The organism is Winogradskya consettensis (genome assembly GCF_018332715.1).
Taxonomy (GTDB): Bacteria; Actinomycetota; Actinomycetes; order Mycobacteriales; family Micromonosporaceae; genus Actinoplanes; species Actinoplanes consettensis.
Genome location: NZ_BOQP01000006.1, coordinates 292472 through 305782 on the forward strand (window position 1 = coordinate 292472; position 13311 = coordinate 305782).

Consider the following 13311-nt stretch of genomic DNA (forward strand, 5'->3'; position numbering starts at 1 on the left):
ACAACCTGATCGGGAAGGCCCGCGTCTACTGGTCGGACGAGCCGACAGGAGTGCTTGATGGCGGACGGATCGGAAGCGGAGTACGTCGCTTACGTGAGCGGGCGGATACCCGCGTTGCGACGGCTGGCGTACCTGCTCTGCGGGAATGATCACCAGGCCGACGACCTGGTACAGGAGACGATAACCAAGATTTTCGTACGCTGGCCGCAGGTCCGCAAAGCCGAGAATATCGATAACTATGTCCACACGATCCTGGTGCGGACCTTCCTGGACGACCGCCGCCGTGGCTGGTGGAAGGTGCTGCTGGGCACCTCGCCGGAGCGTGCGGCGCCGGCCGGGGCCGCTGTCGAGGATCGCGAAGTGCTCCGCGCGGCGCTGGCCCAGGTGCCCCCTCGCCAGCAGGCAGTGCTGGTGCTGCGGTTCCTGGACGACCGGCCGGTAGCCGAGGTGGCCGAGATCATGGGCTGCAGCCAGGGCACGGTGAAGAGCCAGACCGCGCACGGACTCGCGGCGCTGCGGCGCATCCTCGGCGACCAGTACGCCGGCACTTTCACGTACGGGGAGGCCCGATGAGCGACAACGACATCCGACTGCTGCAGCGCCTCGCGGGCGAGCCGGCCGGCCCGGGCCGTGTCGACGTGCGGCAGGCCGTCAGCGAGGGGCGGCGCAGGCTGCGGCGCCGCAAGCTGGCCGCCGGGGCAGCACTGGCAGTGCTGGTCGCAGCGGTTCCGGTCAGCGCGGCCGTCTGGTCGCGGCCCGCCCCCAGCGCCCCCGCTTCCCGGCCGGACAGTTGCGAGCCCGGGGTGAAGCTGCCCATGCCGGTCGGCAGCAAGAAGTCTTTTGTCGTGGCCGGGGACCGGTCGGCACGGTATCTGGCCGGCGAGATCGACGGCCGTGCGGCGCTCTGGCACGACGGCACCCTGGAAGTGGTGGCCGAGCCGGGTGGCCCGACCCGGTTCACCGCGGTGAATTCTGCCGGCCTCGCGGTCGGCGTCGGCAAGGGCAAAGCCTGGACGTACGCCGCCGGCACGTTCACCCAGCTCGCCTCCCCCACCGCCGCCCTGGCCACGGCAGTGAGCGAGAACGGCATCGTCGTCGGCGCCCGGGAACAGGACAACAAGGTCGTACCGGCCGTCTGGGACTCGATCGAGGCGACCGCCCGTGACCTCCCGACCCGCAACGGCGAATCCGGCCAGGCCGTCTGGGTCTCCGACGAGGGCATCGTCCTCGGCCTGATCCGCGGGACGTATTACCGATGGGGACCGAGTGCGGGCTATACCAACGAGATCGACCTCGACGGCGAGAAGAACCTGTCCCTGGACACGGCGGTCACCAACGGCCAGATGATCGCCGGGAGCGTCACCGTGAACGGCAAGGAGGCCGGCATCCGCGCCTATCTGCTCTCCGACGCGCAGCGGCTCCCGGACGACGTGATGGAGCCCACGGCGATCAACTCCCGGAACTGGATCGCCGGGAGCGATCCGCTCGCCGGCGGCGCGAAACTCCTGGTGGGCGACACCCTGATCGCCGTGCCGGGCGGGGGCCGGGCCGTCATCACGGCCATCGCCACCGACGGCGGGACCCTCGGCGGCTATGACGGTGAGGCCGCGACCACGTGGAGGTGTCAGATCACAGGGTGATCGTGCGGCCCGTGGTGATCGACTCGGCGGCGGCGTTCAGGATCCTGACGACCTGGGCGCCGAAACCGAGGTCGAGCGGCGAGGACTCGCCGCCGGCCGCCGCGCTGATCAGCGAGTCGACCGCCCGGCCGAACGCCTCGACCGGCTCCCACGGCACCGGCGGCACGGGGGCCACACCGGACTCGCCGTAGAACGCGGCGTCCTCGCGCTCGAGCTTGGGCGGGGCGTCGACCGACAGGGTCAGCGTGGTGATCGTGCCGCCGGTGTGGCGCAGCAGCACGTGGGTCATGTCCCGATTGCCGGCGAGCGCGGTCACCTGCTCGACCGGGCCGAGCACCGGCATGACCAGCGCGACCGCGTGCGGGCCGACGTCCCAGAGGCCACCGCTCTCCTTGCGCCACGCGGACTCACCGAACGGGTTGCCCTCGCCGTAGATCGAGCCGAGGTGGTCGACGCGGGCCTCGAGCCAGCCGCCGGTGGCCTGGACCGCGGTGAGGAACTCCTGGATCTGCGGCATGAACCGACGGGTGAAGAACACCACACCTTTCGCGTCGCTGGCAGCCGCGGCGGCAACGATCTCGTCGGCGGCCTCGGCGGTGAACGCGATCGGCTTGTCGAGCAGCAGGTGCTTGCCCGCGCGGGCGGCACGCAGGGCGATGTCCGCCTGCACGTCGGGCGGCAGGGCCACGGCGATGGCGTCCACGGCGGCGATCAGCGCGTCGATGTCCGAATACGGCTTGGCGGAGAACTGCTCGGCGAGCGCCGCGGCCTTCTGCGGGTTACGGCCCCACACGCCGACGAACTCGACGTCGGGGTGGGCCGCCAGTGCGGGGGCGTGCGCCATGTGAGCCCAGGGCCCCGTACCGAAAAGTCCGAACCTCATGGCCGTGCCGCCTTCCACGCGCTTGGATCACCCGGCCGAAAACTAACACGCCCCGCAGATCAGTACGCTGTGCCCGTGATGAACGGCCCCCTCTCGCTCGCGACGATCGTCGTGGCCCTGGTGCTGGGCGTCTGGTATGTGATCCGGTGCGCGCTGAACAAGGCACCGAGCAACACCGATCTCTGGTCGATGCTCGGTCTCGGCCTGCTGGTCGTCGTCCTCGTCGTGGTGGCGATCGTCGGGCTGTTCGGCCCCGACCGGCCCGCCGACTGGACGACCTTCGTCGGCTACCTGATCACCACCATCGCGTTCGCTCCGGTCGGGGTCTACCTCGCCCGGCTCGAGCCGACCCGCTGGGGCCTGCTCATCCTCGCCGTCGCGGCGTTGACGCTGCCGGTTCTCGTGCTGCGCCTGCAGCAGATCGCAGAGGTGACCAGTGGCTGACAACCCGACCCCCACCCCGGCAAGGCCCCGGGACGCTGCCATCGGCAGCGGTCTCGGCCGGGTCCTGCTGCTGGTCTACGGCATCTTCGCGCTCTCCGCGAGCGCCCGGGCGCTGGTGCAGATCAGCACCCACTTCTCCGAGGCGCCGCTGGCGTACCTGTTGTCGGGCTTCGCCGGGCTCGTCTACATCGCCGCCACCGTGGGGCTCGCGATCGGCGGCGAGCGCGGCCGCATCCTCGCGTTCGTCAGCTGCTCGATCGAGCTGCTCGGCGTGCTGGTGGTGGGCACGCTGAGCATCGCCGACGCGGTCGCCTTCCCCGACGACACCGTCTGGTCGCACTACGGCAGCGGATACGGCTACGTGCCGCTGGTGCTGCCCTTCATCGGGCTGTGGTGGCTGTGGCGAAACCGCCCCCGCCCCTAGTCCAGGACGGCCTGCTGGCCGTCGCTCTCGGTGCCGTCTCCTTCATCCCGGGTGTCTCCGCCGCCGGGATGACGCTCGGCGAACTGCCGCACCACGGCATCGACGCCCTCGCCGTCGTGCTGGCCGCGGCCCAGTGCCTGCCGCTCGTGCTGCGCCGCCGGTATCCCGCGACCGTGCTCGGCGTGGTCGCCGTCGCGTTCGCCCTGTACGACTCGATCGGCTACACCCCACTGGCCGCCAGCTGGGGACTGCTCCCGGCGCTCTACACCGCGGGCACCGTGCTGGGCCGGCGCTGGCAGATCGGCGCGGCGGTGGCATATCTGCCGTTCGTGGCGGTGCTGCGCGTGCGGGGGTCCCACGAGACCGCCCTCGAATACGTGACGTTCTTCGTGGTGCTCGCCGCGTGCTGGGGAGCCGGTGCCTGGGTGCGCCGCCGTCGCGCCGTCGACGCCGAGGCGGAGCGCGCCCGGATCGCCCGCGAGCTGCATGACGTCGTCACCCACCACGTGACCGCTATGGTCGTGCAGGCCGATGCCGCGCAGTACGTACCCGGCGCCGACCTTTCCGTGATCAGCGACACCGGCCGGCTCGCGCTGAAAGAGCTGCGGCACCTGCTGGACGTCCTGCACGCGGGCCCGGATCTGAAGATCGGTGAGTTGGTCGAGCGCGCGGTGAGCACCGGGCAGCCGGTGACGTTGCGCGAAGAGGGCTCGCCCGAGCTGCTCGCCTCCGGCGCTGAACTCGCGGCCTACCGGGTGGTCCAGGAAGGCCTGACCAACGCCATGAAGCACGCGCAGGGCCAGCCGACCAAGGTCAACGTCCGCTACGGCACGTCCGCCACCGAGATCGAGGTCCTCACCGACGGCCCGCCTGTCCAGCACAGCGGCGGCCACGGCCTCGACGGCCTGAAAGAACGGGTCTCGGTCTTCGGCGGCACGGTCACCTCGGGTGGTCGTCCCGCCGGTGGCTTCCGCCTGTACGCCCGCATCCCCGCGAAAGGCCCCCGCCGATGATCCGCGTCGTGGTCTGCGACGACCAGGCCCTGATCCGCACCGGTTTCGTGGCGATCCTCGGCGCCCAGCCCGACATGGAGGTCGTCGGGGAGGCGTCGGACGGCCCGTCCGCGGTCGCCACGGCGCTGCGCCTGCAACCCGACGTCGTGGTGATGGACATCCAGATGCCCGGCCTCGACGGCATCGAGGCGACCCGCCAACTGGCCGGTCCGGGCGTCGGCAACCCGATGAAGGTGCTGGTGGTGACCACGTTCAACGTCGACTCGTACGTCTATGAGGCGTTGCGCGCCGGCGCCAGCGGCTTCCTGCTCAAGGACGCCCGTCCCCCCGAGCTGATCGGCGCGGTCCGGACAATCGCCGGCGGCGAGGCGTTGCTCGATCCCGCGGTGACGCGCCAGCTGGTCGGTCGCTTCGCGGCACGGGTACGCCGTGACGAGGGCTCGGCGCTGACCGGTCTCACCCCACGCGAGCTGGAGGTCCTCAAGCTCATCGCCGCGGGCCAGTCCAACGCGGAGATCGCCGCCACGCTCGTGATCAGCGCGGAGACGGTGAAAACGTACGTCTCCCGGATCCTGACAAAGCTGAACCTCCGCGACCGCGTGCAGGCTGTCGTCCTGGCGTACCGGACGGGTCTCGTCTCCGCCGATGGATGACGCGGTTGGGTGACCATCCCCCGGCAGAGCTACCCCCGATCGTCCTCCCGCGGGCGATGAGAAGGACCCCGTCCGATCAATAGCGTCTACGCCATGAGAACCCTGCTGGCGGCCGTGACTCTGATCGTCCTCAAACTCGTCTTCGGCGACCCGGGCCTGATTCTCGGCCTGGTCGCCGCGGCAGCCATGCTCGCGGCCTACTACTTCATCCTGCGCCGCCCGGCAGAGCTCTCCCTGCCCGGCGCACCCCGCGAGGCAGCCACCGGCTTCGGCATCGGCTTCGGTCTCTGCGCGCTCACGGTCACGTTGATCGCCATCCTCGGCATGTACCACGTCGACGCGTTCGGCAGCATCGGCGCGCTGTTCACCGCCCTGGGCAGCGCGATCGCCGCAGCCGTCTTCGAGGAACTGCTGATCCGGGGCATCATCTTCCGCCTCATCGAATCCCGCCTCGGCACCTGGTGGACCGTCGCCGTCAGCTCCGCGATCTTCGGCGCCCTCCACCTGCTCAACCACGGCGCCACCCTCACCGGCGTCCTGGCCATCGGCCTCGAAGCGGGCGCCCTGCTCGGCCTGGCCTACGTCGCCACCCGCCGCCTCTGGCTCGCCATCGGCCTCCACGCCGCCTGGAACTTCACCGAGAGCGGCATCTTCGGCATCCCGGTCTCCGGCCTCCACGTCCAAGGCCTCCTGGACGCCCACCTCACCGGCCCGTCACCCATCTCCGGTGGCGCCTTCGGCATCGAAGGCTCCCTCATCACGGTCCTGATCTGCCTGGCCGCCACGGCCGCCCTGACCCGCCACGCCCGCCGCCACGACCGCATCCTCCCCCGCCACCGCCGCGACTACGCCCTCCAGGGCTGATTACCTGCGCCGGTAACGCCGCAGAGGCGAGCGTACGGGCGCAGTTGCAATGATCTTGCCCTGCTGTTCCAGACTTCTCAGAACGCGCAGGACCCTCGTCCAGGTCACGCCCGTCCGCTCCTGCAGATCACGGCGACTCAATTCGGAGCCGTCGGCAAGGGCCCTCCAGACAAGCTCTTCAGCGCTGCTTTCACTCGCAGCGGGAGAGGGCTCTGGTGTTTCAGGAGCGAGGAGATACCGAGCATGCCCTCGCTCACCGATCCGCACCACCAAGCCACGGGTAATTAGGTCCGACAGTTCGTTCGCGGCCCGGGGGGCCGCCAGGCCGAGGTTACGCATCGTGCCATCGGTGACCGGTCGGCCGGCATGCATTTCAGCGAGGGCAATGTGCTGAGTCGGCGTCAGACCCTGCTGGCCAAGGCCTGCGATCCAGGTCATCGTCTCATCGCCGAGCAGAGCGTCTCGAGGCATCGTCACCCGGAACCGGGTGATGCGACTGTCGAACTCCGGGGGTGGCGACCCGACCAGACTCAGCTCTCGCAGCATTGTCGGAATACCGCTCGCCCTGTTTTCGGACACCATCCGGCCGGTCTCGGGCTGCCGGACATCCTGAAGCAACCGCGCCAAGACGGAGTTGCGGGTCGATGTGACTCCGTCGCCGCCCAGGTCCTCCTCGGTGACTGCACCGAACAGACCGCCGGGATTCGCTACAACCAGACGGTCCGCGAACAGTGTGATCTGAACGGGTGCGCCGCGAAAGTACGGCGAGTAGTCCCGGTGGAGCAGTGCGTTGGCGACCGCTTGCCGGACGGCCTCGGCAGGGTAGTCGTAGACGTCGGTCCGGCCCGACCCCTCCACGAACGACCGCACGGAAGTGTTGCGCAGGACCGCGGTCACCGCTTCATCGACGATCACCGGAATGGGACCGTCGAAGGACCGGTTATCGAGAAATCGCGGACCGTTCGCGGGTATGTCACGCGCCGACAGGCCCGGATAGACCACGAACGTCGCATTCAACTGCGGAAAGAATTGCTGTGGGTACGCACCCAATGAAAGCAGGCCACCAAGAGTCGGCCGTAGTCGTCCTTGCTCGTCCTACGCCAGCACGTTCAGCCTGCGCAACACCTGCTCATCGGGCAGGCCGGCAAATGCCCGCGGCTGACGCAGCCGGACGCGGTCGATCAGGGCCCGTGTCTCGCTCGGCTCAAGGTCATCCAGCGTGGCGCCTTCGACCGGCTGACGATCGTCGTCGGGCTGACCTCGGTTGGTGTGCAGCAGGTGGATCTCAAAATCGGTGAGTCGGCGATCACCGTCGCCACCCCGGGTGAAGGACCCGTTGTACTCACCCCAGGCAGCCACGAAGCAAGGCTTGAAACGGGGGTCGAGCTCACCGACCTCAGCAACAACCACCGCTGCCGGCGGCCTTCACCTCTACATCACGTAGATCGGTGCCGGCCTGGCGTAGCAGGGCCACCAGGCGCTCAAGCTCCGCCTCGTCCCATACCGGGTCTCCCGTGCTAAAGACTTTTGCAAAAGACTTTAGCAGCTTTAGCAATGACCGTTAAGAGATGATATGCGGCAGGAAGTTGCAGGCGTCCTTGGTAACCAGACCGTCGGTGCCGAGGCCTTCGCGGATGCCCATGCCGGCCGGCTCGCCGTCGATGAGCCAGGAGCCGATGACCGGGTGGACGACGCCCTCCAGGCCCTCGAAGGACGGGAGTTCCAGCAGCTCCTGGACGACGTAGCGGCCGTCGGCGCCGTACTCGGAGGGGTTCTCGGAGATGGTGACGCCGTCTTTGACCAGGGTGACCGAGCCGCCTTCGCGACCCCAGACGGGCTTTTTGGCGTACGACGTGAGCTTGGCCGCCGCGGTTGACTCGGCGAAGTAGGCGGGCAGCAGGTACTTGCTTCGCTCAGGGTCCTTGCCGAAGAGCTTCCACAGGACCGGGAGCAGCGCCTTGTTGCCGAGGAGGGCGGCTTTGTACGGGGGTTCGATCCAGACCGTGCCGCGTTTGGTGGGGTCGGCCATGTTGCGGAAGAAGCCTTTGCCGCCCTCTTCGTTCCAGAACCATTCCCAGGGGTAGAGCATGAAGATGACGTCGATCGGCTCGGATTTGTTCTCCTGGCCGGGGCCGGGTACGAAGAGGACGCGGTCGCCGGCGACGTCCCAGCCGATCTGGCTCATGGCGATGAGCTCTACGGGGTAGCCCGCTTCTTCGGCCGTGGCCATCAGGTAGGCGACGTTCATGCGGTCTTCGCCGGTGGGTTCGCTGGTTTCGTACGCGAAGAAGAGTTTGGGCTTTTCGGGGAGCCACGGGCGGGCTTCGCGGAGTTTGGCGATGTTGCGGCGCCAGGCTCCCGGGTTGGCGGGCTCGCCGTCCTCGGCCTCCCAGCCGACGAGGCGGTCGTGCAGGGAATTCCACTGCCGCCACGGGTGCTGGGTGAGGTTGGTCTGGTCGGCCCAGTGCCACTGGACGACCGCGGCCTCGACCAGCGACGTGGGGGTCTGGGCGTTGTATTCGAGCAGGCGGGGTATGGTGCCGGCGCCGTTGTACCAGAGGTCGAAGCGACCGTAGACCGTCGGGGAGAAGTCCGGGGTCTGCATCGGGAGCCGGCCGTCGGGGTCCTTGTCCTGGTGGGTCCAGGTCTCGGCGTCGCCGTCGAACCAGGTGCGGATGATCTGCTCGTGCGCGTACTCAGGGATGCCGATCTTGGTCAGGAAGCAGCTCTCCGGGGTGCACACGGAGGTGAAGTAGCCGTCGCGGCGGCCCTGGGCGGTGTGCCGGGGGCACTGCTGGACCATCCAGTCACCCGCGTCGAGGCACATCTGGTAGAGGACGGTGGTCGCCGTCTCCAGCTCCTCGATCTCGGGCTGGCTGAAGTCGTAGTACGGCCCTTCCTGCCAGTACGACATCATCGTGCCGTCGGGCAGCTCGGTGTCGTTGTAGGTGAGGCCGAGGCTGTAGTTGGTGAGTTTCCAGCCGTCGCGAACCGGGCCGTACGGGATGCGGCGCACGGGTCAGCTTCCCGACTTGCTGGTGGTGCCGCTGCCGCCCTTGCCGACGACGCTGGTCTTCACCGTGCCGTTGCCGACCTTGCCGGTGGACGGCAGGCCGAAGGAGCGCCGGGCGGCCGCGTCGTTGTAGGCGAACTTGGAGCCGCCCGACGGCAGCCGGGAACCGATCGGATAGCCGGACCGGTAACCGGACGAATGCCAGATGAAGAATCCGCCGCCGCCACCGCTGCCGTGGTAGTTGTCGTCGCAGTAGTCCTCGTCGACGATCACGCCGTTCGCGTCCGCGCAGTAGAAGCCCTCGTCGTGATACTGGTTGCCGTTGTCGCACGCCGCCGCACCACCCGCGGCGAGCAGCAGGAAGGTGCTGGTCAGCGACACGCTTCGCGAGGTCATCCGTCGGTTCACAGTCGGCTTCTCCACCCTTTCGCGGTCCGGGTCGCTTATTCCTTTGTAGCGACCCGGATCAACACCCCCGTCAGGCGCGCGGGCCACCAGCCACATAGATGACCTGGCCCGACACGAACCCGGCGCCTTCACTGACCAGGAAGGATACGGTGTTCGCGACGTCTTCGGGGCGCCCGGCCCGCGCGACCGGGATCTGAGCGATCGCGGCCTTCTGGAAGTCGGCGAAATCGACGCCGACGCGGGCGGCCGTCGCGGCGGTCATATCGGTCACGATGAAGCCGGGGGCAACGGCGTTGGCGGTGACGCCGTAACGACCGAGCTCGATGGCGAGGGTCTTGGTGAAGCCCTGCAGGCCGGCCTTGGCGGCGGCGTAGTTGGCCTGGCCCCGGTTGCCGAGCGCGGACGTGCTGGAGAGGCTGACGATGCGGCCCCACCCGGCGTCGACCATGTGTTTCTGCACGGCCCGGCTGAACAGGAACGCGCCGCGCAGGTGGACCGCCATCACGGTTTCCCAGTCGTCGTCGCTCATCTTGAAGAGCAGGTTGTCGCGGAGCACGCCGGCGTTGTTGACCAGCACCGTGGGCGCTCCGAGCTCGGCAACGACCTTCTCGACGGCGGCGGTGACCTGGGCCGGATCGGACACGTCGGCGCCCACGGCGAGGGCGGTGCCACCCGCGTCGTGGATCTCGGTGACCGTGTTGGCGCAGGCGCCCTCATCGAGGTCGACGACCGCCACGGCAAGCCCGTCGGCTGCGAGCTTGCGGGCGGTCGCCTCCCCGATTCCCCGTGCGGCACCGGTGACGATCGCTACCCGACTCGGCTGGGTCATGTTCGTGGCCTCCCGCAGATCAAATTGATCGGTCGGCCGACTCTAACTCAGGTGTTACCGGTCGGTTAACAGTGCCGCGAGCGATTTATTTCACTAGCAGTGCAACATCTCAGGGGTGGCGCTTGAGCCGGATCCAGCGGTAGCCGTACCCACCGATCGGCAGGGCGTCGAGCTTGCCCAGGTCGGGGTATTGCTGGTCCGCGAGAACATCGTTGGGGAACTCCGCCTCGGGCTCCAGGCTGCTCAGGTCGACGACTCCCTCGGACTCCCCGAGGTTGTGGATGAAGACCATGGTCCCGGTCTCGGCGTCCGCCCGGTGCACGAGCACGCCCGAGGGCACCGGCACGTCGACGTTCGCGCAGGTGCCGCTGCCGACCTCGGGCGTCTCGCGGAGCGTGCGGATCATGCGCTCGAACCACGACAGCAGCGACTGCGGGTCGTGGCGCTGCAGCGTGACGTTGATCTTCTCGTAGCCGTACTCGGGGTCCGAGACGACCGGGCGCACGAGGGTGTCGGACGTCGAGAAACCACCGTTGGGCAGCGAGGACCACTGCATCGGCGTACGGATGGCATTGCGGCCCTCCTGGGTGAGGTCGTCACCCATACCGATCTCCTCGCCGTAGCGGATGACCGGCGTGCCCCGCAGGCTGAACTGCAGCGCGTACGCGAGCTCGATCCGCCTGCGCTCTCCACCCAGCATCGGGGCGAGCCGGCGACGGATGCCCCGGCCGTACAGCTGCATGCTCTCGTCGGGGCCGAACTGCTCGAAGACCTCGTCGCGCTGCTCGACGGTGAGCCGGGACAGGTCCACCTCGTCGTGGTTGCGCAGGAACGTCGCCCACTGGGCACCGGACGGCAGCTTCGGGGTGTCCTGCAGCGCGTCGATGATGACCTCGGGGTGCCGGCGGGCCAGCGCGAGCATCAGCCGGCCGTTGAGCATGAAGTCGAACAGCATGTGGATCCGGTTGGCCGAGCCGCCGTCGTCACCGAAGAAGTGCTTGAGCTGGTCGGGCTCCACATTGGCCTCGGCCAGCAGCACGGCGTCGGCCTTGCGCCACTGCACGTGCGCGCGCAGGTCGGTCAGGAAGTCCAGGTCCTTGGGCGGGTTGGGGTTGCCCGGCTGGGTCTCCTCGATGATGAACGGCACGGCGTCCATCCGGAACCCGGCGACGCCCAGCTGCAGCCAGAACGCGCAGATCTTCTTGATCTCCTCGCGGACCTGCGGGTTGTTGATGTTCAGGTCCGGCTGGAACTTGTAGAAGCGGTGGTAGAACCACTTCTTGGCGGTGCGGTCGTAGCTCCAGGTCTCGTTCTGCTCACCCGGGAAGACCATGCCCTGGTGACGGTCGGACGGCTGGCTCTCGGACCAGACATACCAGTCGTGGTACGCCGATTCGGGCGACGATCGCGCCGACTGGAACCACGGGTGCTGGTCCGACGTGTGGTTCACCACGAGGTCGATGATGACCTTGATGCCCCGGTTGCCGGCCTGGTGCAGCAGCTCCGCGAAGTCGCCGAGGTTACCCAGGCGCGGGTCGACGTTGTAGAAGTCCGCGACGTCGTACCCGTCATCGCGGTTGGGTGTGGGGTGGATCGGGTTGAGCCAGAGGCAGGTGACCCCCAGGCGGGCCAGGTAGTCCAGCCGTCCGATCAGCCCACGGATGTCACCGACACCGTCACCGTTGGAATCCGCGTACGTGTCGAGGTCGAGGCAATAAATGACGGCCTTCTCATACCACCGGTCGCTCATGCTCCCTTACATGACCGCGACGGCGGTTCAGGAAACCCCTGGTCCATGCCACAGGGCGGATCTTCTCCAGCGACAGGAAGCTCGCGAGGGCCGCGAGGTGCGGTGCGAACGAGATCGTGATGGTCGCGAACGTCGCCACATGGAACGAGTAGAAGAACGCGACCATCCAGTTGCGCCAGCGGGGCTTGAGAAAGAAGATCGCCGGGCTGCTCAGCTCGAAGACCATGATCCCGATTTGGGCAAGGATCAGCAGGTACGGGACGCCGGCGATGAGGTCGGCGAGGTCGGTGCCGCGGCGGATGATCGCGCGGGCCAGCACCGAGCTCGTGACCCAGTCGAGGCCACCGAAGCGGACCTTGGCCCAGGCCGCCAGGAAGTACGTGCAGATGGCCGCGATCTGGGTGACCCGCAACGCCCAGCCGCCGGCCTGCGTACGCGTCGGGTCGCCGTGCCTCGCCCGACCGGCAGTGGGCAGTGCGGCCAGCGCGACCAGCAGCCCGACCCGGTCGTGGTCGACCTTGCCATAGCTCATGGCGATGACCATCCACTCGAAGTAGAGCGCGAAGACGGTCCAGCCGAGCAGGCGCGGGGCACGCCCGGTCGCGGCGGCGAGCGCCAGCACGAGCAACACCCAGAAGATGGCGTGTACGAGAAGAGGTGTCGGCGTCGGCAGCTGCAGCAGCCGGCCCACGAGCAGGGGCTGATAGAGGTCGCCCGGGGTGCTGGCGTGGTTGCGCACCCACGGCGTGAAGATGACCAGGTCACCGGCGACGAAGAGATAGACGAGCGTCCTGAACGCCGCGATCCGCCCACGCGGCACCGCCTCGGTCAGCCAGGCCGCGATGCGGTTCATCGGGTCACCGTCCAGTGCGCGACGACCTCGTCGTGCGACTCACCGGTCGGCCGGGCGTGCTCGATGCCCACCCAGTGGACCACGATCTCGACCGTGGTGAGCGGCGGGGCGGCGGGGCTCTTGTCCGCGTACGCGATCGCCACCTGCTGCAACCGGCTCGGGTCGTCGACGTACTGCTGCTGCTGACCCTCGATCTCGGCCCGGCGCAAGCCGCTGTTCGACTCGTTCAGCTCGATCCTGCGCCCGGTGGTGTCGACGCCCTCGAGCCGGGTGTCCGGGGCGTCCGCGTTCGGGTCGGGCGCGGTCGAATACATCCGGAACGGGCCGAACGGGAAATCGTCGTCCTGACCCCACAGGGTGCCGACCAGCAGCAGCAACGCCCCGAGCGCGGTGACCGCTACCCGGATCGTGCGGCCCCGCGGGCTCAATGTCTCTTCCATCGTCCCGAAACTTACCGGCTGCGCGCCAGCGTCTCGCCACGCGGCCGAATCAGCGCGCGAAGGTTCGTACGCTGGTGATCGGGTAACAAGTAAGACC

16 protein-coding genes are annotated in these 13311 nt (G+C 68.5%); 7 read left to right on the forward strand and 9 right to left on the reverse strand.

Annotated elements, in window-relative coordinates:
• The first annotated feature begins 57 nt into the window (after positions 1-57).
• Together Aco04nite_RS07085 and Aco04nite_RS07090 are read left to right on the forward strand one after the other, a co-directional pair.
• Positions 58-573 carry a SigE family RNA polymerase sigma factor gene (locus tag Aco04nite_RS07085; protein WP_212996352.1) on the forward strand — a complete coding sequence of 172 codons (516 nt, stop codon included), beginning with the start codon at positions 58-60 and terminating at the stop codon, positions 571-573.
• Entirely contained in the window at positions 570-1640 is a 1071-nt protein-coding gene (locus tag Aco04nite_RS07090) for a hypothetical protein (RefSeq protein WP_212996353.1), read from the forward strand. Before Aco04nite_RS07085 ends, Aco04nite_RS07090 begins: the two co-directional genes overlap by 4 nt.
• On the opposite strand, the gene Aco04nite_RS07095 is transcribed toward Aco04nite_RS07090, so the two are convergent.
• The gene (locus Aco04nite_RS07095; protein ID WP_212996354.1) at positions 1630-2523 is read right to left on the reverse strand and encodes a Gfo/Idh/MocA family protein; all 894 of its coding nucleotides are present in this window, start codon (positions 2521-2523) and stop codon (positions 1630-1632) included. The genes Aco04nite_RS07090 and Aco04nite_RS07095 overlap by 11 nt on opposite strands.
• A 78-nt stretch (positions 2524-2601) precedes the next feature.
• Between Aco04nite_RS07095 and Aco04nite_RS07100 the strand changes: the two genes are divergently transcribed.
• The 5 genes from Aco04nite_RS07100 (at position 2602) to Aco04nite_RS07120 (ending at position 5921) form a co-directional block, all read left to right on the forward strand.
• Positions 2602-2967, forward strand: a complete 366-nt coding sequence (locus Aco04nite_RS07100) for a hypothetical protein (protein ID WP_203839998.1) — start codon at positions 2602-2604, stop codon at positions 2965-2967.
• Positions 2960-3391, forward strand: coding sequence for a hypothetical protein (locus Aco04nite_RS07105; RefSeq protein ID WP_212996355.1), 432 nt, complete (start codon positions 2960-2962; stop codon positions 3389-3391). The genes Aco04nite_RS07100 and Aco04nite_RS07105 overlap by 8 nt, the downstream gene beginning before the upstream one ends.
• Positions 3367-4404 carry a sensor histidine kinase gene (locus tag Aco04nite_RS07110; RefSeq protein WP_244875793.1) on the forward strand — a complete coding sequence of 346 codons (1038 nt, stop codon included), beginning with the start codon at positions 3367-3369 and terminating at the stop codon, positions 4402-4404. Before Aco04nite_RS07105 ends, Aco04nite_RS07110 begins: the two co-directional genes overlap by 25 nt.
• A complete protein-coding gene (locus Aco04nite_RS07115) occupies positions 4401-5057 on the forward strand; it encodes a response regulator (protein WP_212996356.1) in 657 nt (218 codons plus the stop codon). The genes Aco04nite_RS07110 and Aco04nite_RS07115 overlap by 4 nt, the downstream gene beginning before the upstream one ends.
• Before the next feature lie 93 nt (positions 5058-5150).
• Positions 5151-5921, forward strand: a complete 771-nt coding sequence (locus Aco04nite_RS07120) for a CPBP family intramembrane glutamic endopeptidase (RefSeq protein WP_212996357.1) — start codon at positions 5151-5153, stop codon at positions 5919-5921.
• Here Aco04nite_RS07120 and Aco04nite_RS07125 read toward each other — a convergent pair whose 3' ends face one another.
• The 8 genes from Aco04nite_RS07125 to Aco04nite_RS07160 form a co-directional block, all read right to left on the reverse strand.
• Complete coding sequence (locus Aco04nite_RS07125; RefSeq protein ID WP_212996358.1) at positions 5922-6938, reverse strand: ATP-binding protein; 1017 nt, start codon at positions 6936-6938, stop codon at positions 5922-5924.
• A gap of 78 nt (positions 6939-7016) precedes the next feature.
• On the reverse strand, positions 7017-7280 hold the full coding sequence (locus Aco04nite_RS07130; RefSeq protein ID WP_212996359.1) for a hypothetical protein: 264 nt from the start codon (positions 7278-7280) through the stop codon (positions 7017-7019).
• 202 nt (positions 7281-7482) lie between these two features.
• On the reverse strand, positions 7483-8937 hold the full coding sequence (locus Aco04nite_RS07135) for a glutathionylspermidine synthase family protein (RefSeq protein WP_212996360.1): 1455 nt from the start codon (positions 8935-8937) through the stop codon (positions 7483-7485).
• A gap of 3 nt (positions 8938-8940) precedes the next feature.
• A complete protein-coding gene (locus Aco04nite_RS07140) occupies positions 8941-9330 on the reverse strand; it encodes a hypothetical protein (RefSeq protein WP_212996361.1) in 390 nt (129 codons plus the stop codon).
• Between the two features lie 82 nt (positions 9331-9412).
• Positions 9413-10171: a 3-oxoacyl-ACP reductase FabG gene (gene fabG, locus Aco04nite_RS07145; protein ID WP_212996362.1), complete on the reverse strand. Its 759-nt coding sequence runs from the start codon at positions 10169-10171 to the stop codon at positions 9413-9415.
• 109 nt (positions 10172-10280) lie between these two features.
• Entirely contained in the window at positions 10281-11921 is a 1641-nt protein-coding gene (locus Aco04nite_RS07150) for an alpha-amylase family protein (RefSeq protein ID WP_212996363.1), read from the reverse strand.
• Entirely contained in the window at positions 11902-12774 is an 873-nt protein-coding gene (locus tag Aco04nite_RS07155; protein ID WP_212996364.1) for an MFS transporter permease, read from the reverse strand. The genes Aco04nite_RS07150 and Aco04nite_RS07155 overlap by 20 nt, the downstream gene beginning before the upstream one ends.
• Entirely contained in the window at positions 12771-13214 is a 444-nt protein-coding gene (locus tag Aco04nite_RS07160) for a hypothetical protein (protein ID WP_212996365.1), read from the reverse strand. The genes Aco04nite_RS07155 and Aco04nite_RS07160 overlap by 4 nt, the downstream gene beginning before the upstream one ends.
• Positions 13215-13311 lie beyond the last annotated feature (97 nt).

Excerpts from the sequence above, each read along its gene's own strand:
- Aco04nite_RS07155 (WP_212996364.1), bottom strand. The coding sequence starts at position 12,774 with ATGAACCGCATCGCGGCCTGGCTGACCGAGGCGGTGCCGCGTGGGCGG.
- Aco04nite_RS07140 (WP_212996361.1), bottom strand. The coding sequence starts at position 9,330 with ATGACCTCGCGAAGCGTGTCGCTGACCAGCACCTTCCTGCTGCTCGCC.
- fabG (WP_212996362.1), bottom strand. The coding sequence starts at position 10,171 with ATGACCCAGCCGAGTCGGGTAGCGATCGTCACCGGTGCCGCACGGGGA.
- Aco04nite_RS07090 (WP_212996353.1), top strand. The coding sequence starts at position 570 with ATGAGCGACAACGACATCCGACTGCTGCAGCGCCTCGCGGGCGAGCCG.
- Aco04nite_RS07150 (WP_212996363.1), bottom strand. The coding sequence starts at position 11,921 with ATGAGCGACCGGTGGTATGAGAAGGCCGTCATTTATTGCCTCGACCTC.
- Aco04nite_RS07095 (WP_212996354.1), bottom strand. The coding sequence starts at position 2,523 with ATGAGGTTCGGACTTTTCGGTACGGGGCCCTGGGCTCACATGGCGCAC.
- Aco04nite_RS07160 (WP_212996365.1), bottom strand. The coding sequence starts at position 13,214 with ATGGAAGAGACATTGAGCCCGCGGGGCCGCACGATCCGGGTAGCGGTC.
- Aco04nite_RS07085 (WP_212996352.1), top strand. The coding sequence starts at position 58 with ATGGCGGACGGATCGGAAGCGGAGTACGTCGCTTACGTGAGCGGGCGG.
- Aco04nite_RS07115 (WP_212996356.1), top strand. The coding sequence starts at position 4,401 with ATGATCCGCGTCGTGGTCTGCGACGACCAGGCCCTGATCCGCACCGGT.
- Aco04nite_RS07100 (WP_203839998.1), top strand. The coding sequence starts at position 2,602 with ATGAACGGCCCCCTCTCGCTCGCGACGATCGTCGTGGCCCTGGTGCTG.
- Aco04nite_RS07120 (WP_212996357.1), top strand. The coding sequence starts at position 5,151 with ATGAGAACCCTGCTGGCGGCCGTGACTCTGATCGTCCTCAAACTCGTC.